Genomic DNA, 25059 nt, shown 5'->3' with positions numbered 1-25059 from the left:
AGGGGTCAGGGGGGTGTTTTGCAGTGGCTGCAACCTTTATACTTACCCTTATGGCATTCGCTCCAGCCCAGGCACAGCAAACCTTAAATCTGGATAGCGTCCTGCAGCGCATCAGCAACAATAACCCGATGTTGCAGCAATACAACTACCGCGCAAAAGCCATGGACGCTTACGCCGAAGGCGCCAGAAGCTGGATGGCTCCAATGGTGGGCGGCGGTGTATTTATGTCTCCTTACCCGGGTGCTGAAGTGATGGAAGACCGCGACAAAGGTTCTATCATGATATCGGCAGAGCAGGATATTCCGAACCCGGTAAAGCTGCGCGCCCGGGAAAAATACATGAAGTCGCGGGCAGGAATTGAGCAGGCAGCCAAAGACGTAACTTATAACGACTTGCGGGCCCAGGCCAAAACGGCGTACTATAACTGGGTGGTGCTGGAAAAACAGATGGCTGTACTGAAAGATAATGAGCGCATTATGGAGTTTATGTTGAAGCTGGCGCGAATCCGCTACCCATATAGTCAGGGCAAACTGGGCAGTATTTACAAAGCCGAAGCCAGGCTGCACGAAGTACAGAACATGCAGGACATGACCGCAGCACAGATCGCACAGCAAAACACGCAACTCAACATGCTGATGAATCTGCCACAAAGCACCACCTATAAAATTGATACTACGCTAACTATAGCTTTTAAAGAAAACACGGTAGACTCTACTTATCTGGCCAGCACCCGCAGCGACATTCGCCAGCTCGACAGAACGATACAATCCATGCAGCTGAATGTGGAACTGGAAAAGCAGGAACGGCTGCCAGACTTTAAACTTCGCTTCGACCACATGTACCCACGCGACCCGATGATGCCGCAGCAGTTTACGGCCATGGGCATGGTCTCTATCCCAATTGCGCCGTGGTCCTCTAAAATGTACAAGGCCAACACCAAAGCCATGAACCTGGAGATAGAAGGCATGCAGCGCGAGCGTCAGGCCATGCTGAACGAAGCCGAAGGGATGGCCAAAAACATGGCACTGGAATTACGCAGCCTGCACCACCACCTCGCAAACTATACCACCAAGATCATCCCCGCGCTAAAGAAGAACTACGATGTAACCATGCTGGCCTACGAGCAAAACAACGCACAGCTAACTGAAGTGATCGATGCCTGGGAAGCCCTGAATATGGCGCAAATGGAGTACCTGCAAAACCTTCTGCAACTTTACCAGATGACCGTGAGCTACGAGAAGGAAATAGAAAGATAAATTATGAATAACTGGCTTTAGGATAACTGAATTGGAAATCACGCATCATTTACATTCAATGATTCAGTCATTCCATCATTCAAAATTGAACATGAAACGATACCTGAACATACTTTTGCTGGCACTAGCTATAGTTGTGGCAGCCTGCAAAGGAGACGACCATAACCATGCTGAAGGCGCTACCGAGTATACCTGCCCGATGCACCCCCAGGTTGTGCAGAACGAACCGGGCACCTGCCCTATCTGCGGCATGGACCTGGTGCCTAAAACCGTGCACGGCGATGGCGTAGAGATAACCGACGACCTGGCCTTTTTGCTGAAACCAACCAACACCACGGTAGTCGCCAACATTGCAACTATAAAACCGGAGCAGAAAACAGCAGAGGCAACTATAAAAATGGATGGCATAATTACCTATGACCCGCGCCGGGTGTACACGGTGCCGGCGCGCGTGGGTGGGCGCATCGAGAAGCTGTTTGTAAAGTATAATTTCCAGCAAATACGCAAAGGTCAAAAGCTGATGGAAGTATACAGCCCCGACCTGATAACTGCACAAAAAGAGCTGTTGTACCTGGTGCAGGCGGCCCCGGAGGACAAGCAACTGATACAGGCTGCAAAACAGAAACTGCAGTACCTTGGCGCAACAAACGACCAGATAAACCGCCTGATCAGCCGTGGCGAGGAGAGTTATACGTTTGCCATTTACAGCCCTTACGATGGTTACGTGATCGACCTGAATGCAACAGCTCCATCCCCTGCTGCAACTATAGCTTCGGCACCCGCAACTAGTGCAGGCGGCAGCATGGATGCCATGGGCGGCGGTAGCGCTGCATCCTCAACAACTACAACTCCCGGTACCCCGGCTGGGCAAGCTATACAACTACGCGAAGGTATGTATGTAACCGTAGGCCAGGCACTGGTACGTGTGGTAAATGCAGAGCAATTGTGGGCCGAGTTTAACGTGCCTGCCGGCGAAATGAATTCGATTGCTAAAGGCTCTCCTATACAAATCACGTTCCCGCAACTGCCCGGCGAAAAGCTGCAGGCTAAAGTTGATTTCTTCCAGCCATTTTTTGACGAAGGCGAAAACTTTGCCAAGGTGCGGGTATACCTGCCACGCGACAACAAACAGGTAATGGTTGGACAGTTGGTAAGTGCCGAAGCGACCTATAAAACTGAAGCAGCTCTGTGGGTACCTAAAGCAGCCATACTGGATATCGGAACTAAAATGGTTGCCTTCCGGAAAGGGAATGGGGTGTTTGAGCCTGTTGAGGTTACGACCGGCACTACTACAGCAAAAGAGATCCAGGTAACTTCCGGGTTAAAGCAAAGCGACGTGATTGCAGCAAACGCCCAGTTCCTGGTAGACAGCGAAAGCTTTATTAAAGTAAATAACTGAATTCTGAATAATTGCAAAACTGTATAAATCGAGTTCCAAATCAGTCATTCAGTTATTCGTTCATTCAACATTCAACAGCAGAAATGAAACGATACGTAAACATACTCTTCCTGGCACTGGCTATAGTTGTGGCGGCCTGCTCTTCAGAAGAAAAAAAACATGCGGAAGGCGGCACAACCTATACCTGCCCGATGCACCCGCAGATCGTGCAGAACGAACCGGGCACCTGCCCTATCTGTTTTATGGACCTGGTTCCGGTGTCGCAATCGGGTAAAGAGAATGGTGAGCTGATGCTGAGCGAAAGCCAGATCGCGCTGGGCAACATTAAAACCAAACGGGTTAAACTAGGTTCGGTGGGCAGCAATGCTATACTTACCGGAAAACTGGTGCTCGACGAAACGCAGACCGATGTGATCAGTAGCCGCGCTGCCGGACGCATTGAAAAACTATACCTGAAAGAAAGCGGTCAAACTATAAAAAAAGGACAGCCACTATACGAACTATACTCAGAAGAACTCCTGACACTGCAACGCGAATATTTGCTGGCCCTGGCGCAAAACTGGGAGCTCGGCAAAGAGAACCCTCGCTTTGCTTCGTTTCTGGAGGCAGCTAAAAAGAAGCTTTTACTTTATGGTTTAACCGAAGGGCAGATCAGGAGCCTTGCCCGTTCGGATCAGGTTAGTTCGCGGATAACCTTTGTGGCCCCCGTTAGTGGCGTGGTAACAGAGGTGGCTGCTGCCGAAGGCCAGTATGTAGCCGAAGGTGGCGTACTGTACCGCCTGGGCAAACTGGGTAAAATATGGGTAGAAGCCGAACTATATCCGCAGGAAGTTGGCGACATAAAAGAAGGCGACCCGATCAAAATTGCAGTGGAAGGTTTTGGGCAGGAGCCCGTTGCAGCTAAGGTTACATTTATAAGTCCGGAGTTCCGGGCGGGTAGCCAGGTAGCTGTACTGCGTGCCGAGCTCCCAAACCCAAACGACCAGTTTTTGCCAGGCATGCAGGCCAACGTTATCCTTCCTTCAGATAAAGGTTCATCGCTTACCCTGCCAACCGACGCTGTGATCCGGGACGGGAAAGGTGCCCATGTGTGGGTGCAGTCAGGGAAAAATACGTTTAAAGCGCAGATGGTAACGTTAGGCGAAGAAAGCGCAGATAATGTGGCCATACTTTCGGGGTTGAAGGAAAACGACAAAGTGATAGTATCGGGCGCGTACCTGCTTTACAGTGAGTTTGTATTAAAAAAAGGCGCTGACCCGATGGCCGGGCACCAGCATTAAACGATAGGTTGTTATGAAAGACTGCTGCAAAACCGGCGACGAGCAAATAACTAAAAAGAAACGGCCCTGGCTAAAATGGATGTTATACCTCATTATTCTGGCTGCCTTGAGCCTGGTAATTTTTGAACAGTTGAAATTTTAAATAACGTATTTTATCATGAAAAAGCACCTGATTTATACCGCTACCCTGGCTATAGTTGCCCTTGCCTCCTGCACGTCAGAAAAAACACCCCAAACACAGACCGATAGGACAACTATAACTTCGCCTTCTGAAAGCCATTCTATGCACATGGCAACTGCGGGCACTGCGCAGGCGGTAATGACCGAAGAGGGCCTGCCGAAAGACCTGGTATGCATGGTAAATAACGCTTACATGGGTGGCAAAAAGCAGTTCCCGGTAGCCTTCGAAAACAAGATGTACTATGGCTGCTGCGAGATGTGCGTAAAAACGATCCAAAATGAGCGTGAAGTGCGCTATGCTACAGACCCTGTTACCGGAGAGGAAGTTGACAAATCGAAAGCCTTTATTGCCCTAAAGCCGGGTAGTAACAATGGCGATGTACTATACTTTGCCTCCGAAGACACTTACAAACAGTACACTAAGTAAGAACCGTACCGTTAAACAAAGCCGGAAGCCCTGGCTAAGCCTGCTTATATCAAATGATTTTATAACTTTATACTTTATACCTAACCATGAAAAACAGCATGAAGAAAACCTTTGTAGCCACTGCTCTTGCAGCATTTGTATTAACCTCCTGCTCTGAAAACAAGCAGGAAGCAACTACTGCCGAAACCGATAACATGGAACACCACGAAGGCATGGCCCACGGCGACGAAATGCCCGCTGAAAACAAAGTAGTGGTAGAAACGCCGGACTATACTTCGGTAGCTGCCCCGGTTAAAGAGCAAATAGCTGCAATAGTAGAAAACTACCTGAAACTTAAAGACAACCTGGTAGCCTCTGACGCTGCAAAAGCCCAAACCGATGCCAAAGCTATAGTTGCAGCAGCCGAGAAAGTAGATGTAGCAGGCCTGGAGGGCGAGCAGAAAACATTTGCTGAAGAAAAGCTGGGCGAAGTAAAACAGGCTGCCTCTAAAATAGCCGCTGCTACAGGCCTGGAGGCTCAGCGCAGCGAACTGGAGCTACTTTCTGAAGCCACCTTTGCCCTGACAAAAGCCTTTGGCGCAGCCACCCAGACACTATATTACCAGCATTGCCCAATGGCCAACAACGACCAGGGTGCTTACTGGCTGAGTTCAAACGAAGAGATCCGCAACCCATACTTCGGCGAACAGATGCTGAAATGCGGCAGCAACGAAGAAGTATACAGCAAAAAATAAAAACCTTGATTTAACCAGTAACCTGATTACAATAAGAAAGTCCCGGTTTGCCATGGCAAGCCGGGACTTTTTCTATCTACTTAACATATTTCAGAACGATCGGCATGGCTTGGCAAACGCTACAAAATCATCACTTTAATACCACCGTTAATCACCCTGCCATCTACAGGCGCATAAATTTCACTAAAAAGTGGGTTTGCCATACTTCCTGTATAAATGTTTCCGAACTTACTTTGCCTTGTATCGAAGATGTTCTCGAAGTTGATGAACACGGAGAACCTTTCAAACATTTTTTCCATCATTACCCCGTTTATCCAGTAGTCGCGCCCCTTGCTGCCGTCTGTTAACCGCTGGGGGCTGAAATAATATGCCTCCAGGCCGATCCTGAAATTATCTTCCTCCTCAAGCATCAGCACTGTATTAACCCTGTGTTTTGGAGTAAGCGGCATAGTTGTAACGGTATTGTTGTAGTGCTGCTTTGCCTCGGTGTAAGTATAGCCTAGGAACAGCTTCACCCACTCATAGACAAATTTCATATTGGTCTCCACTCCTTTTGTATCAACATAACCATCCGTATTCCGGAATTCATAGAGGTTGTCAGGGCGCATTGTAAGTACCAACGGGTTGTTCAGGTAAGTATAAAATAACATGTGGTTGATGCTGAAGGTAACATTCTCCCCGATCAGGGTATTATAGTTGATATCGGCGTTACCACCTATAGATGTTTCGGCTTCCGTCTCGCTGATGTTAAGCGGGACAATATTCCGGAAAGTTAAGTTTTCGGCTTCCTGGGTAAATATAGTTGGCGTTTTATACCCCATGCCTCCACCGATACGGGAGGTCAGCTTATCACTCATTTTAAACAGGGCTGATACACGCGGCAACACAAAAAGCCCCCTGGATTTGTTAGCCGGCTCCGGTGTTACATAATCTGCACGCAGCCCGGTTTCCAGCGAGAACCAATCAATAGGTGTAAAAGTGCTTTGGGCAAATACACCAATCGTAGTAATGTCATAATTCCGTGCCCCTACTGCATCCGCGCTTTGTTCCGAGAACTTGTCCGTCCAAAGGTTCGCTCCTACTACCCAGTCTGTTTTTTTGTTGTTAAGGCTATAGGCTACCTCACTGAAACTGGAAACCTGCTTACCATCAAAATCATAATCAGGCACAGCAATTTCGCGGTTAAATAAGCTGATACTGTTCTTAACAGATAGCATCGAAGACTCTGTAAACTTGTGATCCAGGTTAAACTGTGTAGAGAAACGCTTGGTGTCGTTCTGTTCAAAATAATAATCGCCCTGGTCGCCAGCTATAAAAAGCATATCACCGCCCAGGCGCTCTTCCTGCGAGGCATTCATACCTACTAAAACTTCTGTTTTATCGCTTGGGTAAAAGTATAGTTTTGGGTTTATGGTGTATCTTTCAAACTCAGGTATAGCTGAGAAACCAATGTCGGCAGGATCGTACGCTTCGTTTGCGTTTCGGGCTGCAAAAACTGTTATACCATACTTTCCGAACTTCTTTCCGTAGAAGCTGCTCAGATCAAGACCTTTGGCGCTGGTAACATTCCCCATAAAACTCAGCTCCCCCTCTTCCGAAGGCTTTTTAGTTATCAGGTTCACAAGTCCTGCTATAGCGCCACCTCCATAAAGTGTAGACGAACTGCCTTTAATAACTTCTACCTGGTATAGGTTTAGCGGTGGAATCTGCATAATGCTCAGGCCACTCGAAAAACCGGAATAGAGCGGAAAACCATCCTGCAGGATCTGGGTATAACGTCCGTCAAGGCCTTGTATGCGAATGTTGGCGTTCGCACTGGTTGCTGAAGTTTGTTGCGTCTGTATTCCGGTACTTTCGCTTAGCAACATGCGTATGTCGCCTGGTTTCATATTCCCTTTTTCACCTAATTCTTCCAGGGTAATGGCTTCTATACGGGTTGGGATATCCTCTATAGTTCGGCTACTTCGCGTGGTAGTCACTACTACTTCTTCCAGTTCCTCACCACTTGGCTCTAACAAAACAACTAGTGGCATTTCCTGGACTAAAGGGAAAGTTAATGCTTCAATTCTGTCCTCGTAACCAAGGTAACTGAACCTGATAGTTTGGGCACCTGCAGGTATGTCCGTTAAGGTGACTGCGCCATCCTGGTCGGTGCTGGCACCTATAGTTGTACCTGATATTGAAGCAGTTGCCCCGATCAAAGGCTGCTTCGTTTCGCTGTCCTTTACTATAGCTTTAAATGTATGCTGACTGTAAGCTACTGTACTGCAAAGTAAAAGAAGCAGTAAGGAGATATATTTCTTCATTTTGGAAAACTTATACTATAAAAGGCCCATCAAAGTATAACAAAACCAATAGGGCAGTTAAAACTTTTACACATCAAAAGTATAGATACTTCTTTAGAATTAACAGCTAATGTCAAAAGTGAAATGGAGCGGACAATGTTTAATTCCTTATACTTAACTTAATGTACCACAATCAACTTCGTCAGATACAACCTTAACCTGTAATCGGTGTAAAACACCATAATCCCACCCTTTACTCAACGCTAACCTATGGCACCGCATAAAAGCAATTTCCTGAAACTCCGCAGACTGGGCATCGATACGAACCTGGAAAACATTATTTTTATGCGTGCCGACAGCCAGGTAAGCAAATCGGAGGGATTTACGGCCAATACGCGCGTGCTGGTGCATCACGTAAACCACGAGCTGGTAGCAACTTTAAACCTGGTTACTTCAGACCTGTTACTGGAAGGCGAAGCGGCGCTGTCGGAGGCTGCATTTCATTTGTTGAAAGCACAGGAAGGTAGCCTGATCTCTGTTAGTCACCTTAAGCCTATTGCATCATTCAGCGAGGTAAGGGCGAAAATGTTTGGCCAGAGCCTCTCCGAAAAAGCGTTTGCCCGTATTATCTCCGACATTACCCATGGCTATTATTCTAAAATAGAGATGGCCGCTTTTATTACTGCCTGTGCCGGCGACCACATGAGCCTGGACGAGATCATTTACCTTACAAAAGCCATGATCTCAACCGGAACCCGCCTGAAATGGAAGTCGCCGGTTATTGCAGATAAGCATTCGGTGGGCGGTTTGCCGGGCAACAGAACTACTCCTATAGTTGTGTCCATTGCGGCGGCAGCAGGTCTTATCATTCCCAAAATATCTTCCAGGTCCATCACTTCGCCGGCAGGCACTTCTGATACAATAGAAACTATGACACCAGTAACGCTGAGCATCGACAAAATACGTGAAGTGGTAAAAAAAGAGGGCGGCTGTATGGCCTGGGGCGGGGCGGTACAGTTAAGCCCTGCCGACGACATCATTATATCAGTTGAGAAAGCGCTGGATGTGGATAGTTCGGGGCAGATGATTGCATCGGTTTTATCTAAAAAAGCGGCGGCAGGTTCTACGCATGTGGTTATTGATATTCCGGTAGGAGAAACAGCTAAGGTACGTACTACCGAAGAGGCCCTGAAACTGGAATATTACTTTAAAGCGGTTGGCCATGCCATAGGTTTATCTATTGAAGTGTTGCGCACTGATGGCTCACAGCCGGTTGGTAAAGGCATTGGCCCCGCACTGGAAGCGCAGGATGTGTTGGCCGTGCTGCGTAACCACCCCGATGCACCAACCGACCTGAAGAACAGATCGCTGAAACTTGCTGCCCTGTTGCTGGAATCGGTAAAAAAAGTGAAGAAAGGGGAAGGCGAAGCGTATGCCCGCGAACTGCTGGAAAATGGCACTGCCTTAGCTAAATTTTACAGGATATGCGAAGCGCAGGGCGGTTTCCGGGAGCCGACCGTAGCCAGGTTCAGGCACGAGGTGGTTGCATTGCAGGACGGCGTTGTAACCAGAGTAGATAACCGGAAGCTCTCCAAGTTAGCCAAGTTGGCCGGGGCACCAAAATCGCCTGCGGCCGGCATTCACTTTGCAGCTCCCCTGGGAACTATAGTTCAGAAAGGCCAGACACTTTTCACGATCCATTCCGAGTCAAAAGGAGAACTGAACTATAGCCTCGATTTCCTGAACAGCAATAACAATATCCTACAAATCACTTCGGCATGAACTACCTGCTATTTGCCCTGCCCGGAAACGAAAAACTAACGGCCTCGCTGGCCAGCCTCCTGCCCGCCGAACAAGGCGAAGTAACGCTGCGGCAGTTCCCCGATGGCGAAACCTATGTGCAACTGAATACCGATGTGCAGGGCCGCCACCTCCTGCTGATCTGTACCTTATATCAACCCGATGCCAAACTGCTGCCGTTGTACTTTTTGGCCAGAACCGCAAAAGAGCTGGGTGCAGCCAGTATAACGCTGGTTGCGCCATACCTGGCCTATATGCGTCAGGACAAACGCTTCCGGGCTGGCGAAGGCATCACAAACCGGTATTTTGCGTCGCTCCTCTCCTCTTTTGCAGACAACATGCTCACCATGGACCCGCACCTGCACCGCGTACATAACATGAACGACCTTTTTACCATACCCGTAACTGTACTGCATGCCGCGCCAACTATAGCCAACTACATAAAACAAACTATAGTTAAGCCCTTGCTTATAGGCCCCGATGAAGAAAGCAGGCAATGGGTATCGGAAGTGGCCACTATGGCAAATGCGCCGTTTATAGTGCTGAAAAAGACCAGGACCGGAGACAGGCAGGTACAGATCGAAGTGCCCGATATAGCTGCTTATCAGGATTGTACACCCGTTCTGGTTGACGACATTATTTCCACGGCGCGCACCATGATCGAAACGATAGGCCACTTGAAAGGTAAAATGCCGCAGCAATCGGTTTGTATTGGCGTGCATGGCATTTTTGCAGGCGATGCGTACGAGGCGTTGCTACAGGCCGGGGCTGGCGCTATAGTTACCTGCAACACTATTCCGCACCCAACCAACCAAATCAGCCTCGATAAATTGCTTGCCGATGCCATCGTGAACCTGGAACTATAGATTTCGCTTTGCAAACAATCAATCAAACTATAGCTCAGATTATTACAGAAAAAGTTTTAAATTACGTGGTACAACTATGCTATAAGATCACCTGATGAAACCGATATTCTACCTTCTTGCCTTGGCTTTGCTTTTACTGCCGGGTTTATCCTGCACCTCGCCTGCTACCGGGCCCGGAGAAACGTTACTGGATAAAGGCCGCCAACCGCAACTGGCTGTAGATGCTGCCGGTGTAACCCGCGTGGTGTATGGCCTGGATGATGAAATATTTTGTGCCACCTCAACAGATAACGGGCTTACATTTTCGGAACCTGAGCTGGTAGGCACTGTGCCTGATCTACTTACCGGCATGGCCATGGGGCCACAGGTGGCGAGTTCGGCCAACTATACGGTAGTAACTGCTATTGATAAAAAAGGGAATATCCACTCCTATAGTTTAAAGCACGCGGATGGGAAATGGGTGAAAGCTGCTGCTGTAAATGATGTGCCCGGTGTGGCTGCCGAAGGACTGATGAGTATAGCTAGCGACGCGAACGATACCTTTTATGCGCTGTGGCTGGATGTAAGGAACAACAAAAAGAACAAGATCGTGTTGGCTTCTAAATCAGGCCCTGCGGCTGCCTGGTCTGCCAACCGCGTTATTTATGAGTCGCCGGACAGTACGGTGTGCGAATGTTGCAAGCCAACTATAGTTGTAAAAGACAAACAGGTAAACCTGATGTTCAGGAACTGGCTGCAGGGCTCCCGCGATTTTTATGTTACCAGCTCGTCGGATGGAGGCAAAACGTTTTCGGAGCCTGTAAAGCTGGGCCAGGGAACCTGGAAAGTAGAAGGATGCCCTATGGATGGTGGTGGTTTAATGTTGGATGAAAGTAACCAGGTACATACGGCCTGGCAACGCGACGGCCACATTTACTATGCCCAACCCGGCAAAACCGAAGTAGAAGTTGGCGAGGGCCGTAACTGCCGCATAAGTGGCGGCGAGTACCCGGTTATAGCCTGGAAAGACGACAAAGCGCTGAAAGTAAAATTCCTGAACTCAGAAAATATACAGACTATAGGCGAAGGCAGCTACATCGAAACTATGGAAATGCCAGACAAAACCACCCTGTGCGTGTGGGAAAACGACAAAAAACTTTACTATAAAAAGATCAGCAACCCGGCATTAACGGTAGGTACAGAAGCTGCCGCAGCGCTATAGTTTGTTGTTTGCACCCGAAACCGAAATAGCCGGCTGCGTATACCCTACCTAAAACCACAGCACATGCATTTCGACATACAGGACTTTATAAAAGCCCTACCTGAAAAAATTACCCGGCAGGAACTGGGCACACTGCTTTACTAAGAAATACGTTCGGCCGAAAATATGAAAGTCGAGTACCTGGACCAGGCAAATGAGAACCCCGAATTTTACGTTTCGATGACGCATCAACTTGACAAGTATATATATCACCTCAAATACCTGCACAACCAGGTAGCGCCACAACCCATAGCCCCCGACCAGGAACTTTTCGCCTCAGAACAGTCCAAACTGGACCAGATCACAGCCTTAATGCAACGGATAGCCGAATCTGAAAAGAAAAGGTTTAAAAGCTGAAAAACTATAGTTCGGGGCGTTGCTTAAAAATTAATCTCGTTCCAAAAACAGGCAATGATACCTGCTTTATCACTGTCAAAATAATTGCCGGGGTATACTGTTTAGGTTATAGTTTTATAGGAGTTGCGCTTGCGGTTGCTGTCTGCTTCGGACTAATCTGTTACCTTTGGCCTGCTGCCCTGATTTTAAAATAACGAGGCGACATACCTAAAGCATAAAACTGACATGGAAAACGTTGGACCCAACCCGCAGCTACTGATTGAGATGGTTAACACCCGAATGGCTTTCGGGAAATATAAAGGTACTTTTATCAGCGACCTGCCGGTATCTTACCTGGAGTGGTTTCAGCGGGAAGGTTTTCCGGATGGCAAACTGGGTATGATGCTGGCTACGGCTTACGAAATAAAACTTAACGGGCTGGAATTTTTACTAACACCACTTAAAAAGAACAGGAAATCAATCCGCTAAACTATAGTTGCAATACCTTGGCCAGCTAAACCAGATCACACCTATAACCCAAACCTGCACACCAAAACATTTTACCTGCACAGTTGTTTTCAGGTTTAAGATTGAACATTATGAGCACACAAAAAATTAAAATAGACATCGTTTCGGATATAAATTGCCCGTGGTGCTATGTTGGTGAAAAACGCATGAACAGCGCCATAGCAGCTACCGCCGGTAAGTATGATTTTGAAGTAAACTTTAAACCCTTTGAGCTGAACGCCGGCATTGCCCCGGAAGGCATGGACAAAAAGGAATACTTTAAAATGAACTATGGTCCGCAGATCCTTTCGCAGCTGGATGAGATGAACCGGCGCCTGGCTAATGTTGGCAAAGAAGCAGGTATCGATTTTAACTTCGACAGATCTGAAACGATAAACAATACCTTTAACGGGCACCGTCTTATCTGGCTGGCCGATGCCTATGGCGTACAGCAAAAAGTGGCTGAAGCTTTGTTCTATAGTTACTTTACGGAGGGCAACAACATGAACGACATTGCGCTGTTAAAGGAAATAGGCATACAAAACGGCATACCGGCTGAGCGCCTCGAGAACTTTTTTGAGAGCGAAGAAGGCAAGCAGGAAGTACGCCAGATGGAGCAATGGGCGCAGGCAGCAGGCATAAAAGGTGTTCCGGCCTTTATCATCAACGATACTTACCTGGTAAGCGGGGCACAACCCGAAGAAGTGTTTCACCAGGTGTTTGCCCAGGTGGCCCCTGCCCTGCAGCAAGTAGCCACCAACGGCGAAAGCTGCGACATAAACGGCAACTGCTAAACTATAGCTATTAAGCTCAGGTTGTAAACTATAAAAGCACCTAAAAAGGGTGCTTTTATAGTTTACTAAATTTCTCCAACAAATCTCTGAGCAAAATCAACGCAGCTTAGCCATTACTTACCACTGTATTCTGCCACTTTCACAAGTAGTTTGCCAATGTTTTCGCCTTTAAACAAGCCCAGGAATGCATGAGGTAACTGGTCAAATCCTTCTGCTATAGTTTCTTCGTATTTAAGTTTCCCTTCCTTTAGCCAACCTGCCAGCCCTGCGGCTGCTTCTCCAAACCTGTCGGCATAATCGCTAACTATAAATCCCTTCATCAGCGACTTTGTTTTGAGCAGAACAGGTTCTACCCTAGGCCCCATAGGCTGCGATGTAGCATTGTATAAAGAGATCTGGCCACACACGGCAATCCGGGCGAAATTATTTAGCAAACTATACACCGCATCCGATATCTCACCGCCCACATTATCAAAATACACATCCACTCCATTAGGGCAGGCAGCCGCCAACGCAGCTTGTATGTCAGCAGTAGTTTTATAGTTTATCGCTTCATCAAAGCCAAGTTCGTGTTTCAGGTAAGCAGTTTTATCGTCAGAGCCGGCTATGCCTACTACCCGGCAACCTTTTATTTTGGCAATTTGCCCTACTACAGTGCCCACCGCACCAGCTGCCCCCGATACCACTACTGTCTCGCCCGGTTTAGGGTCACCGATAAAAAGCAGGCCGCAATAGGCCGTCAGGCCAGGCATACCCAGTATACCCAGGTGGTAACTAAGCGGCGCCAGGTTCGGGTCTATCGGCATCAGGCCTTTACCGTCAGCGATAATATAAGTTTGCCAGGGCAGGTTACCGATAACTACACTGCCTTTTGGCAACTGTGAGGACCGGCTTTCAGTAACTTCGGCTATTACGCCACCGGCTATAGGTTCGTGCAGCTTATATGGTGGCACATACGATTTTGCATCGCTCATGCGCCCCCGCATGTACGGGTCTACGGAGATATACAGCGCCTTAAGCAGTACCTGTCCGTCCTGTAGTTCGGGCAATTCATCTTCCGTAAATTTAAAGGTATTGTCGGTGGGAAGGCCTTTTGGGCGCTCATTCAGTAAAATTCTTCTCGTTTTCATAGTTTAACCTGATGTGGTAGAATTACTTACACGCAGAAGCAGATAGTGGAGTTATAGTTTAATGAAGTATTCGCTGGCCGTATTTAGGTTGTACCGTTTCTGAAAAAGAGCAGGAGCCTTAATCTGTTTATAGCATCAATACAACTATATTACTTCTGTTACTTACTGGTAAAATAAGCCTTTTGAAGGTGAATAATTGTACGCTTACCGCAAACTATAACTTCAGTGCCGAACTAATATTTTTAATCCATAGTTTTGTAATCTTAGCAACCGTTCAGAAAATGGAGTATCGATTTATACATCATTGGCAGTACGAGCCCGGAGAGGAGGAAAACCGGATTCTGGATGAAGCGATAGCCCTTATTGCTGCAAAAAGAAGCGATAGTTTCCTGACCAGTTTGGCAGCTTTTATTTCTGAAAAAACAAAGGCCAAGTACATACTTATCGGACTTTTAACGGAAGATGCCCAGAAAGCCCACTCCTGCACCTTCCTTTGCGAAAACCGGGAACTTACCAATATTTCCTACTCCCTGAAGGGCACGCCCTGCGACGATGTAGTTACCCAACGTTTCTGCTACTTCCCGGTTAATGTGGCAAACAGCTTCCCTACCGATATTGAATTGATGGAGTTAGGCATCCAAAGTTACCTGGGCAGTTTACTTTTGTCTGATGCAGGCGAACCAATCGGGTTGATTTCTTTGATGGATGAAAAACCCCTTGAGAATGCCGCTTTCGCCGAACACCTGATCCTGGTTTTAAGCCCGGCCATCGAAGAAGAACTGATTAGATTAAGAGCAAATGCAACATTACAAACTATAGCCTGACAGCTTAGTGCCTGATGATCCTGCCGTCTTCCATTTCGATGATGCGGCCCGATCTTTCGGCAAACCCCTGGTCGTGGGTAACTATAAGCAAGGTCTGGTTGTGCACCTCGGCCAGCTCATGAAATATCTCGAATACGTGCTCACTGTTTTTTGTATCCAGGTTACCTGTCGGTTCGTCGCCCATAATAATATGCGGGTCGTTTATAAGGGCACGGGCAATGGCTACGCGCTGCTTCTCGCCACCCGAAATACGGTAAGCCTCTTTGGTTGCCAGGTGCTCTATGCCTAACATCTTAAGCCGTTCCAGGGCGCGGTGCTCTACTTCCTGCTCGCTGTACCTGGCCAGTTTTAAGCCGGGTAGCATTACGTTGCGCAGCACGGTAAACTCGTTCAGCAGGTAATGAAACTGGAATACAAAGCCTATCTTTTCGTTACGGATATGAGCCAGCTGCGCATCGCTTTGACCGGTCATCAGTTCCTGGTCTATTAATAACTCGCCGGTATAGTCTGTATCCATAGTAGACAAGATATAAAGCAGTGTAGACTTACCGCAACCCGACTTGCCAATGACCGAAACAAACTCGCCTTTGTTAACAGAAAAAGTAATATCGGTAAGCACCTGCACCGTTACCGGGTCGTGAAACTGTTTTTGGATGTGCCTGGCCTCCAGTATGGTTTGCTGCATCTTACTTGCCTCTAATAATTTCTACCGGGTCGATTTTGCTGGCCTTGCGGGCCGGGAAAAAACCTGCTAAATAGGTAGTGATGATCGAAAACACCCCGCCTATAAAGTAAAAGATGGGGCTATAGTTTACCGGGTAGGTTTTTATAGTTGGTAAGGCAGCCGTATTAAACGGAATGTTATCGATGATGACGGAAAACCCAAACCCAGCTATCAGCCCGACCACACCGCCAAAAAAACCTATACTTAGTGCTATCAAAAGAAAAATCCGGTTCACGTCGCGGCCCGAAAAGCCGGTAGCTTTTAATATGGCAATCGAATCCATTTTCTCGTAGATCATCATATTCAGGATATTGAAAATGCCGAAGCCCGCCACCACCAGTAAGGTTATACCCACCGCATACGAAATAATAGACCGTACATTGCTGCCCGTCTCGAACTGTGAATTTGCTGTCTGAATGTCTTCTGCATCGATACCAAATTTCTGCTCATATTCTTTAGCAACAGCAGGCGCCATGTTCAGGTCGTTCAGTTTTACCTGGATGTCGGTGATATAATTGGCCGGTTTGCCCAGTAGCTTTTGAGTAGTAACTATAGAGGCGTAGCTCTGTACCTTATCAATTTCCTGAATGCCCGACTGAAAATAGCCTACCACCTTCAGCGGGAAGCGCTCGCCCTGCACAGTGGTTACCTGCACTACATCGCCAATATCCGCAGCCAGAATTTCGGCCAGGCCTTTGCCAAGTACAATGCTGTTGGCTATGTTTTTTGCATCTATAGCCGAGCCCGCCGTTACATAATCCCGGAACTTGAAAAGCCGCATTTCCTCTTCTACATCTACCCCGTTTATAACGCCGGTTATGTCTATAGTGCCTTCGTTAAAAAACACCTGGGCTGTTAATTTGGGGGCCACACCCAATACGCGCGGGTCATTTTTAAGGGCTTCAGTAATTGGGCCGCTGTTGTATATCTCCTGGCGGCTAATGCCCGATTTTACTGAGCTGATAAAGTTGTAGGAATCTTTGTACCCGGATGCGGAATTGATAGGCTGATCTTCGCTGGGTTTGATCTCGTTGTAAAGGCGCACGTGCGGGGTCCGGTTCAGGATCAGGCCGTCGAGGAGGTCGTTGAGGCCGTTCATAAAACCAAGCAGCGTAACAAACATGGCAATACTGAACGCAACCCCAATGGCCGCTACCAGCGTTTGCCCCAGGCGGGCCAGCAACAGCGATCTGGCTATCCCGAAAATGAGTTTTACGTTCATTGGGCCGGTTTTACGATCACGTCATCTTTTGTCAGCCCTTCCAGTATCTCTACTTTCTGGTAATCTTTCAGACCGGTTTTTACCTTCTTCTTTTCTTTGTCTTCGGTCAGCACAAACGAGCCGTCTACCAGGTACTCCCTCGGAATAATGAGGGCGTTCTTTTTGGTTTGGATAACAATGTTGGCTTCGGTGGTGAGGTTGGGGTAAAGCGCCGGTGGTGTGGTGGTAAAGCTGGCTTCTACGGTAAAAGAGCGTGTCCGCTCGTTCATGGATGGGTTTATTTTGTATACTCTGGCTTCAAAAACCTGGCCTTTGTAGCTGTCCAGGTTTAGCAATACCTTCTGGCCGGGCTTTATGCGGGCTATGTCATATTCATCTACCTGCAGCTCCAGTATAAATTCGTCGGCATCGCCAACTATAGCTACGGGCATTTGCGGGCTTACCATTTCGCCTTTCTCTTTCAGCACACTATATACCTTGCCGTTTGTCTCGCTTTTAACGGTATAGTCTTCAGCCATGGTCTCGCTTATCTGCAAACTTTTTTCTGATTGCCTTGCCGCAAAACTAAGTTGCTTTTTAAGGTCGTTGTACCGCAGTATGGCCGACTTATAGTTTGTAACCGAGTTTTTATAGTTCAGCTCGCGTTGCTCCAACTCTACCCGCGTACCAATTTTGCTGGCCCACAAATTACGCTGCCTGGCCAGTAGCAGCGAGTCGTTCTGCTTTTTGCTTCGGGCCAGGGCAATTGCTTCGCGCAGTTCGTTCAGTTTTTCAGAGTTGGCGCTTACGCGGGCATATTTGGCGGCAATGCGGGCATTTTCGGTATTTAGCCGGGCGGCGTCGTTTTCAAGTTTCATAAGTGGGGCGCCTTTCTTCACCACATCGCCTTCGGTTACCAGCAACTGCTGCACAATGCCGCTCACCTTCGGAAACACCTCGTACTGGTCTTTGCTCTTTACCACCCCCGAGGCATACACCGCTTCCGTTATGTCTTCTACCACAGGGTGCGTGGTCTCCTGGTTGCCGGTGCAGGCTGTCAGCAGTACTATAAAAAAGATCGGGAAGTATAGCTTCATGGGTGATTATACTATAGTGATGTGGTGTATGTTAGCACTTACTGTAGAACAGGTATACCAGCTTGGGGTTTGAGGGGTTTACAGTTTATGCAACGGAAAATAGCCCAGGTTTAACGCGTCCGTGGTATCGCTGTCTGTTGGTTCTATACTGAGGCCATATAGCATTTTCTGGTCCGGGGGCAGTATATCCTTTATCTGGTGCAGGTCGTCTATATCCACGCCATATTTGTCATCTATATGCGAGGATGCCCCTTTAAAGCCGGTATGTTTGTAGAAAGCAGTTTTCTTGGCCAGCTGTAAAGCGCCTGCAGCATTATCTGCCACTACCACCATCTTATAATGAAACTCATCGAACTCGCCAGGTTTGTAGCCTCCCAGGTTCAGGAAGTATAGTTTCTTTTCGGAGATGTCAGGGTGTGATTTTGGTCTGATGCGTACCTGGTAACCGTTAACATGGGTTACTTTACGCCAGGCATCAACGTGTATGCTGCCGGCACCGGGCCAGAACTTTTTAATTTGTGGCACCATGTCTTTTATAGTTGGGGCTATCCCGAAAAGTACATCGTGCTGTTCGGTATTTCTGCCGGGCGGGCGGCACCCTACCATCACCATAAATAACGTCAGATCTTCCATAGTTCAGTGCTCAAAAGAAGCCTCGCATTTACCTCATTAACAAGAAAGATGCCTGCTAAAGTATAGTTGCAAGACTGTTTACAAATGAAGTATAAAAGCGATAAGGAAGCAAGCAAATAACTATGTAAAACAGCTATAGTTTGCGCTTAAAATTTACGGGTTTAACACCTGCACGCTCCCTACCTTTTGTGTCCGGAACTACCTTTTACCTGGTAAGGTAAGCCACGCTCCGAAGGGTACTTTAATCAACTTTGATTCTTTAACGATAGCCCAGCATGCAAACTATAGTTAGTGCAGGTAAAAGCAATTTTCAAAAAACTGGCACTAAAAACGATTATATCCTATTTTCTGAATATTATTTTTTTTCACTTCCGAACGCTCCTAAACCAGTGCAATAAATCCAGCCTTAACAAATGGTTACAAATTATACTTTAAAAGTATGAAAAGATGATTTTATGCGCATTTAACAATATATCAGCAGTTTATATTAAGGTTTTCTTTTGATTTTACAGTGCAATATAAACTAACCAAAAATTGTATATTTTTAAACTTTTTTTATCTTAATTATGATTTAATGCATTTTTAACTATAGCTTTGCCTCGGTTTATTCATATTTTGTTCGCCTACAATATTAGCATAGTTATATATTCAGAAACTTTACTCTTGCATTATGGCACAAAAAAATGTGTACACGGAAACAACTTCAAATTTCATTTTTTACATCCTGCCAGTTCTGTTCCTGGCTACCCTCCTACTTCCGTTAGGCGCAGTTGCACAATCCTATTCCGGGCCGCTGGTAATAACCCAAGGCGGTACCTATACCGGCAACTGGCAATCCACTGACTCTGAAATTCCGGCTGTTGAGGTGCGCACGTCTGAGCCGGTTATCATCACAAACTCAAACATACGCGGTGCCGGTTACCTGATAAAAAGCTGGGGCGCATATGCCAACATAACAGTGCGCCACACCAACGGCTACGGCATACAACCCACCCCTTGGGTCAACTATAAAAAGGCCAGGCATTTTCTTACGGTAGATGTTTTCCGGAACGTGGTAGTGGAAAATTGCTATCTCGAAAACACAGCCGGCATTTATCTGGGCGTTACCTACAATGGCGACAATACTACGGGTAACACTATCCGGATCAGGTATAACAAGGCAAAGAACATAGACGGGCGCGTGTACGGCGGCCACGAGCTTGTTCAGTTTGTGCAGCTCAATTTCCGAAAACCCATACGTAATGCCGAAATTGCCTGGAACCAGGTCATGAACGAGCCCAATAACTCGGTGGTTGAAGATAACATAAGCCTGTTTAACACGCAGGGCACTCCCGACTCTCCTATCCGCATTCATAACAACTACATACAGGGTGCTTACCCTTACCCAGCCAACCAGAGCAGCTATTCTGGCGGGGGTATTTTATCAGAATCTACTGCGGATACAAGCTCTGCTACACGGCATATAGATGTGTTTGAAAACCAATTGGTAAACCTGGGCAACCATAGCATGGGCATTGCTGGCGGTAACCACATCAGGTACCATCATAACCGCGCCATAAACTCAGCATTGTACCCCGACGGTACGCGTTTCCAGATGAATACTTCGGGCATCTGGACCCGCGATTACCATAGTTCCGGCGCTACTTATGCCAATTCTATAGACAATAACCTGGTGGGCATAACCGCCTGGAACTGGCCCGGCGACCGTAACGACTGGACTGAAAATGCTTGGGCCAGCTATACTAACAACACCCACTACGAAGGCCCGATAAGCCAGGACACGGAAGCTGATGAGTTTACATTATGGCAACAGAAACTGACAGCCAAAGGCATTTTATTAGGCCCCAACGGATCTGCATCTTCCACGCCACAACTGGCTCCGTCTGAGCCAACCACAGCAGCCGGTAAAATAACCCGTGAGTTTTGGGCAAATGTATACGGCACTGGCGTTAGCGTAGTGCCAACCACCAACCCAACCACCGTAACTGAGCTTACCTTATTTGAGTCGCCGAAGAACCAAGGGGATGATTACGGGCAACGTGTGCGCGGGTATGTAACAGCCCCTGCAACAGGGCAATACACGTTCTGGATCGCCTCGGATGACCATTCGGAACTATACCTGAGCACTTCCGAAGACCCAACCAAAAAAGTAAAGATTGCCTCTGTTACGGGGTATTCCGGTGCCCGCGAATGGACGCGGTTTGCCTCGCAGCAATCCGTAAAAATTACCCTTGAAGCCGGCAAGCGTTATTACATAGAGGCGGTGATGCTGGAAATATGGGGCGGTGATCATTTAGCGGTAGGATGGCAATTACCAAACGGTACCATGGAGCGCCCGATTGCCGGAAACAGGCTTTCGCCGGTTGGCAGTGCAGCACCGACTCCCAGTACACCAACCGCAACACCACCTGCCACTACCGGCAAAATAACCCGGAAATACTGGGCCAGGGTGTTGGGTGAAGGTGTAAGCGCAGTACCCACCACCAACCCCACCACAACCACTGAACTTACATTGTTTGAAGCACCGCAGAACCTAGGAGATGACTATGGCCAGCGCATTGCAGGCTATGTAACTGCCCCAGCAACAGGCAACTATACCTTCTGGATCGCTTCGGATGATTTTTCGGAACTATACCTGAGCACTTCGGAAGACCCTGCAAAAAAGACTAAGATCGCCTCTATAGTTGGCTGGACAAACCCGCGCGAGTGGAGCAAATTCGGATCCCAGAAATCAGCAACTATAGCCCTGGAAGCCGGCAAACGTTATTACATAGAAGCCGTGATGTTGGAACACTGGGGCGGAGACCACCTGGCTGTGGGCTGGCAGCTACCTAACGGAACACTCGAAAGGCCAATTGCAGGCAACAGGCTCTCACCGGTAACTACTACTAGCCTTGCTACCCAAAGTATAGCGGCTGCAACTATAGCAACTCCTGCCTCCACAGAACCTGAAAGTGAGCCAACAGCTTACCCGAATCCCTTTAAAAATGCGTTACAACTGGATCTTGGCTCACCAGGAACTATAGTTAAGGAAGTAGTTATATTAACCCAACTGGGCCAGGTAAAGTACAGGCTGCAAAACCCCAAAGCAGTGAACAACAACCTATACCTGGACTTAACTGCAGCCAGGTTACGGCAAGGACTTTACTTACTAAAATACACTGACAGTACAGGCCAAAGCAAAACCTTAAAGATCGTAAAAGAATGACCACTTTAGAACTGAAGTTAGTATACTTAGCCGTGAAAAGGCTGATACGATAGCTTGAAAAAGAAACACTGAATTATTTACGTAACAACAAAAGGCACCTGCAAACCGGGTGCCCTTTGCTTTTTTAGTGCTTCATTATAGTTAAACTATAGTTTAGGGTAGTTTGGTCATCTTTTAAGGGCAGTATTTAGTATACTAACTGAAAGCTACTACCACCATGGAAGAGAAATATAAGGCGCCTGCGCAAACCAGCATTGGCCATGTGCATTTAAAAGTATCGGATTTGCCACGGGCGCTGGAATTTTACACTGGCGTGCTCGGGTTTGAGCTAACGCAGATGTATGGCGAAGACGCGGCTTTTGTATCGGCTGGCGGCTACCATCATCATATCGGGCTTAATACCTGGTTCAGCAAAGGTGGTGATCCGGCGCCACGCAATACGGCCGGGCTTTTTCATGCAGCTATACTTTACCCGACCCGCAAAGACCTGGCAGCTATACTTAAGCGGTTGCTGGATGCAAACTACCCAATAACCGGCGCCTCAGACCACGGTGTTTCGGAAGCGATTTACCTGAACGACCCCGACCACAACGGACTCGAACTTTACTGGGACCGCCCGAAAGCCCAATGGCCAACCCACGCCGATGGCTCCCTGTACATGTACACCCGCCACCTGGACCTGGAAGACCTCTTAAAAGAGCTCGAAAGATAGACCATTTTATAGTTTGCTTTTCAAAATTCTGTAAGTTCGTATGAGCTTTTAAAACCACAACAGGCATTACATGACTTACGAACTGCTGATAACCGGGGCCACCCTTTACGACGGAACAGGCAATACGCCTTATGTGGCAGATGTCTGGGTGAAAGATGATGAGATTTGCCTGATCGGGAAACACAATGCCGTTTTTTACACAGCCAAAACGATTATTGATGGAGACGGCCTTATACTTACTCCTGGTTTTATAGATGCCCACGCGCACGGCGAGCCATTTAAAACACCTGAGTTCGAGAATTTCCTGGCAATGGGCGTAACCACTATTTGCCTAGGCCAGGATGGTTTCAGCCCCGATCTGAGTGAAGACAGCTATAGTTCCGGCGAGCCGCTAAGCAGCTGGATGAACCGTGTAGATGAGCTGCAACCGGGTGTGAATATTGTGATGTTTGTAGGCCACAATACCATACGCATGCAGAGCGGGACTAAGTATAAATCCGAACCAACTGAAGCAGACTTTGCCGAAATGGAAGAGCTCCTGCACAAAGGTATGGACCTGGGCTGTTTTGGCATGACGACCGGCCTGGAATATAACCCCGGCTTTAACTGCAAAACCCCGGAACTAGACCGGCTGGCAAAAACCGTAGGCGAACGCGGTGGTATGATCATGAGCCATATGCGCTCCGAAAATGATGCAACTATAGTTCCGGCCATTGAAGAGCTGCTTTCGCAAGGAAAATACTGCCCGGTACAGATATCGCATATAAAAGTGGTTTATGGCAAAGGCACCAGTCGTGCCGAAGAGATCTGTAACTTACTAGATGATGCCCGCTCAAAAGGCATAAAAGCTTCTGCAGACTTTTACCCTTACACGGCCAGCTATACCTCCATCGAGATCCTGTTCCCGGACTGGGCCAAACTGCCTTATAACTACGAGGAAGTAAAAGCCACCCGCAGCGAAGAACTTACCCGATTCTTGAAAGAAAAGATCATCTCGCGCAATGGTCCGGAGGCAACGTTACTTGGCACAGGCCAATTTGCAGGAAAAACCTTAGGCCAGGTGGCAACTGAACTCAACAAACCGTTTGAAGAAGTGCTGCGCGATAACATTGGACCTTACGGCGCGTTTGGAGCTTATTTTATTATGGACGAAGCCCTGCAGGATACCCTACTGAAATACCCGAACACTATGCTTTGTACCGATGGCAGCCCCTTTATGAATCACCCGCGCAGCTTTGGTTCTTTTGCCAAAATGATCGAAACCTTTGTATTTGGAAAGCAATTGTTCCCGCTCGAAGAAGGCATCCGCAAAATGACCGGCCTGACCGCCGAAACAATAGGCATACCGGACCGTGGCTTCATAAAACCAGGCTTTAAAGCAGACCTGTTACTATTCGACCCCACTGAAATAAAGGCGAATGCTACTTACGAAAACCCGATGCAGCTGAGTACCGGTTTTCGGTATGTGATCGTGAATGGCAAAGTAGTGAAAGAGCAGGAAACGTTTACCGGAGAGCGCGCCGGCCGTGTGCTCCGAAAGCCACAACTATAAATTGCGTAACTTGCGCCTTTATAGTACCCCCTTATGATACACCGCCATTTTATAGTACATAAGCCTTATGGCTACCTGAGCCAGTTTGTTTGCGAGCATAAAAAGAAGAAAATGCTGGGCGAGCTGCACGAATTCCCGGAAGGAACCATGGCGATTGGCAGACTGGATGAAGACAGCGAAGGCCTTTTATTACTGACCACCAATGGCAAAGTAAGTGAGCAGGTCCGCAGCAAACACATCGAGAAAGAATATTATGCCCAGGTAGACGGCCTGATAACCGACGAAGCCATAAAACTATTGCAGGAAGGCGTGGAAATTGGCATCGGTGGCGACAAGTATAAAACTCTTCCCTGCGCCGCTTTCAGGTTAGCACAAGCCCCCGGTTTTCCGCAACGCAGCCGCAAAATCCGCGACGACCGCCACGGCCCCACGAGTTGGGTTTCCATTACCTTAACCGAAGGCAAAAATCGCCAGGTCCGCAAAATGACTGCTGCAGCCGGTTTTCCTACCCTGCGTTTGGTTAGAATAAGAATTGGGGATATAACGTTAGGTGAGTTGCCATCCGGGGAAGTGATGGAAGTGGAGGATCTGTCAGCAGCAATGGTCTCTGAACAAATCTTGTCTGAATCAGGATTTACTGGATTTTAGGATTAACAGGATTGGGGTTTTGGCTATAGTTTATAATTATCACCTAAACTTGCTGCCGAGTACGTCTCTTGCTGGCGCGAGTCCCTTGCTGGCGCGAGTCCAATGTCATTAAGTTAAGGAATTTAAGTTACTGCGGATTGTTTTCTCTTGCATGAGAAAGAGCAGTGAGGAGATCATTTATCGTGTACGGGAGTGTTTCATGGTAGATGAGGTGGAGGAGCAGTAC

General features: G+C 47.7%; 23 protein-coding genes. 17 read left to right on the top strand and 6 right to left on the bottom strand.

The window, feature by feature from the left end:
* Window positions 1–50: 50 nt before the first annotated feature.
* The 6 genes from GWO68_RS06890 (at window position 51) to GWO68_RS06870 (ending at window position 5276) form a co-directional block, all read left to right on the top strand.
* On the top strand, window positions 51–1256 hold the full coding sequence (locus GWO68_RS06890) for a TolC family protein (protein WP_235941974.1): 1206 nt from the start codon (window positions 51–53) through the stop codon (window positions 1254–1256).
* 91 nt (window positions 1257–1347) lie between these two features.
* The gene (locus GWO68_RS06885; RefSeq protein ID WP_162345693.1) at window positions 1348–2655 is read left to right on the top strand and encodes an efflux RND transporter periplasmic adaptor subunit; all 1308 of its coding nucleotides are present in this window, start codon (window positions 1348–1350) and stop codon (window positions 2653–2655) included.
* Between the two features lie 83 nt (window positions 2656–2738).
* Window positions 2739–3935 (top strand): efflux RND transporter periplasmic adaptor subunit, encoded by a 1197-nt coding sequence (locus GWO68_RS06880; protein WP_162345692.1) that lies wholly within the window; start codon window positions 2739–2741, stop codon window positions 3933–3935.
* Between the two features lie 13 nt (window positions 3936–3948).
* Window positions 3949–4077 carry a hypothetical protein gene (locus GWO68_RS17915; protein ID WP_262887477.1) on the top strand — a complete coding sequence of 43 codons (129 nt, stop codon included), beginning with the start codon at window positions 3949–3951 and terminating at the stop codon, window positions 4075–4077.
* A gap of 15 nt (window positions 4078–4092) precedes the next feature.
* Window positions 4093–4542, top strand: coding sequence for a hypothetical protein (locus tag GWO68_RS06875; RefSeq protein WP_162345691.1), 450 nt, complete (start codon window positions 4093–4095; stop codon window positions 4540–4542).
* A 98-nt stretch (window positions 4543–4640) separates the two neighbouring features.
* Entirely contained in the window at window positions 4641–5276 is a 636-nt protein-coding gene (locus GWO68_RS06870; protein ID WP_162345690.1) for a DUF3347 domain-containing protein, read from the top strand.
* Between the two features lie 119 nt (window positions 5277–5395).
* Here GWO68_RS06870 and GWO68_RS06865 read toward each other — a convergent pair whose 3' ends face one another.
* On the bottom strand, window positions 5396–7582 hold the full coding sequence (locus GWO68_RS06865) for a TonB-dependent receptor (protein ID WP_162345689.1): 2187 nt from the start codon (window positions 7580–7582) through the stop codon (window positions 5396–5398).
* A gap of 249 nt (window positions 7583–7831) precedes the next feature.
* Here GWO68_RS06865 and GWO68_RS06860 point away from each other — a divergent pair, with 249 nt between their 5' ends.
* The 6 genes from GWO68_RS06860 to GWO68_RS06835 all read left to right on the top strand — a co-directional run bounded on the left by GWO68_RS06860 (window position 7832) and on the right by GWO68_RS06835 (window position 13104).
* The gene (locus GWO68_RS06860; RefSeq protein WP_162345688.1) at window positions 7832–9343 is read left to right on the top strand and encodes a thymidine phosphorylase family protein; all 1512 of its coding nucleotides are present in this window, start codon (window positions 7832–7834) and stop codon (window positions 9341–9343) included.
* The gene (locus GWO68_RS06855; RefSeq protein ID WP_162345687.1) at window positions 9340–10227 is read left to right on the top strand and encodes a ribose-phosphate pyrophosphokinase; all 888 of its coding nucleotides are present in this window, start codon (window positions 9340–9342) and stop codon (window positions 10225–10227) included. The genes GWO68_RS06860 and GWO68_RS06855 overlap by 4 nt, the downstream gene beginning before the upstream one ends.
* Window positions 10228–10321: 94 nt before the next feature.
* Window positions 10322–11428: a hypothetical protein gene (locus tag GWO68_RS06850; protein ID WP_235941973.1), complete on the top strand. Its 1107-nt coding sequence runs from the start codon at window positions 10322–10324 to the stop codon at window positions 11426–11428.
* Between the two features lie 165 nt (window positions 11429–11593).
* Window positions 11594–11824, top strand: coding sequence for a hypothetical protein (locus GWO68_RS06845; RefSeq protein ID WP_162345686.1), 231 nt, complete (start codon window positions 11594–11596; stop codon window positions 11822–11824).
* A gap of 225 nt (window positions 11825–12049) precedes the next feature.
* Window positions 12050–12292 carry a DUF3820 family protein gene (locus GWO68_RS06840; protein WP_162345685.1) on the top strand — a complete coding sequence of 81 codons (243 nt, stop codon included), beginning with the start codon at window positions 12050–12052 and terminating at the stop codon, window positions 12290–12292.
* A 110-nt stretch (window positions 12293–12402) separates the two neighbouring features.
* Window positions 12403–13104: a DsbA family oxidoreductase gene (locus GWO68_RS06835; protein ID WP_162345684.1), complete on the top strand. Its 702-nt coding sequence runs from the start codon at window positions 12403–12405 to the stop codon at window positions 13102–13104.
* Between the two features lie 113 nt (window positions 13105–13217).
* Here the strand turns inward: GWO68_RS06835 and GWO68_RS06830 are convergent, their stop codons facing one another.
* On the bottom strand, window positions 13218–14234 hold the full coding sequence (locus GWO68_RS06830; protein ID WP_162345683.1) for an NADP-dependent oxidoreductase: 1017 nt from the start codon (window positions 14232–14234) through the stop codon (window positions 13218–13220).
* Window positions 14235–14416: 182 nt separating this feature from the next.
* Here GWO68_RS06830 and GWO68_RS06825 point away from each other — a divergent pair, with 182 nt between their 5' ends.
* A complete protein-coding gene (locus GWO68_RS06825; protein ID WP_162345682.1) occupies window positions 14417–15058 on the top strand; it encodes a hypothetical protein in 642 nt (213 codons plus the stop codon).
* 4 nt (window positions 15059–15062) lie between these two features.
* Here the strand turns inward: GWO68_RS06825 and GWO68_RS06820 are convergent, their stop codons facing one another.
* The 4 genes from GWO68_RS06820 to GWO68_RS06805 form a co-directional block, all read right to left on the bottom strand.
* Window positions 15063–15743 (bottom strand): ABC transporter ATP-binding protein, encoded by a 681-nt coding sequence (locus GWO68_RS06820; RefSeq protein WP_162345681.1) that lies wholly within the window; start codon window positions 15741–15743, stop codon window positions 15063–15065.
* A 1-nt stretch (window position 15744) separates the two neighbouring features.
* On the bottom strand, window positions 15745–17004 hold the full coding sequence (locus GWO68_RS06815) for an ABC transporter permease (protein ID WP_162345680.1): 1260 nt from the start codon (window positions 17002–17004) through the stop codon (window positions 15745–15747).
* Window positions 17001–18080, bottom strand: coding sequence for an efflux RND transporter periplasmic adaptor subunit (locus GWO68_RS06810; protein WP_162345679.1), 1080 nt, complete (start codon window positions 18078–18080; stop codon window positions 17001–17003). Before GWO68_RS06810 ends, GWO68_RS06815 begins: the two co-directional genes overlap by 4 nt.
* Before the next feature lie 78 nt (window positions 18081–18158).
* Complete coding sequence (locus tag GWO68_RS06805; RefSeq protein ID WP_162345678.1) at window positions 18159–18713, bottom strand: DUF1543 domain-containing protein; 555 nt, start codon at window positions 18711–18713, stop codon at window positions 18159–18161.
* A 670-nt stretch (window positions 18714–19383) separates the two neighbouring features.
* Between GWO68_RS06805 and GWO68_RS06800 the strand changes: the two genes are divergently transcribed.
* The 4 genes from GWO68_RS06800 to GWO68_RS06785 all read left to right on the top strand — a co-directional run bounded on the left by GWO68_RS06800 (window position 19384) and on the right by GWO68_RS06785 (window position 24833).
* Window positions 19384–21921, top strand: coding sequence for a PA14 domain-containing protein (locus GWO68_RS06800; RefSeq protein ID WP_162345677.1), 2538 nt, complete (start codon window positions 19384–19386; stop codon window positions 21919–21921).
* Between the two features lie 217 nt (window positions 21922–22138).
* Entirely contained in the window at window positions 22139–22633 is a 495-nt protein-coding gene (locus GWO68_RS06795; RefSeq protein WP_162345676.1) for a VOC family protein, read from the top strand.
* Between the two features lie 70 nt (window positions 22634–22703).
* Window positions 22704–24185 carry an N-acyl-D-amino-acid deacylase family protein gene (locus GWO68_RS06790; RefSeq protein ID WP_162345675.1) on the top strand — a complete coding sequence of 494 codons (1482 nt, stop codon included), beginning with the start codon at window positions 22704–22706 and terminating at the stop codon, window positions 24183–24185.
* 33 nt (window positions 24186–24218) lie between these two features.
* Window positions 24219–24833: a pseudouridine synthase gene (locus GWO68_RS06785; RefSeq protein WP_202923694.1), complete on the top strand. Its 615-nt coding sequence runs from the start codon at window positions 24219–24221 to the stop codon at window positions 24831–24833.
* The last annotated feature ends 226 nt before the right edge of the window (window positions 24834–25059 follow it).

Source organism: Pontibacter fetidus (assembly GCF_010119545.1).
Lineage (GTDB): Bacteria > Bacteroidota > Bacteroidia > Cytophagales > Hymenobacteraceae > Pontibacter > Pontibacter fetidus.
Note: the sequence above shows the minus strand (reverse complement) of the source record. Positions and strands in the feature narration are given on the sequence as shown.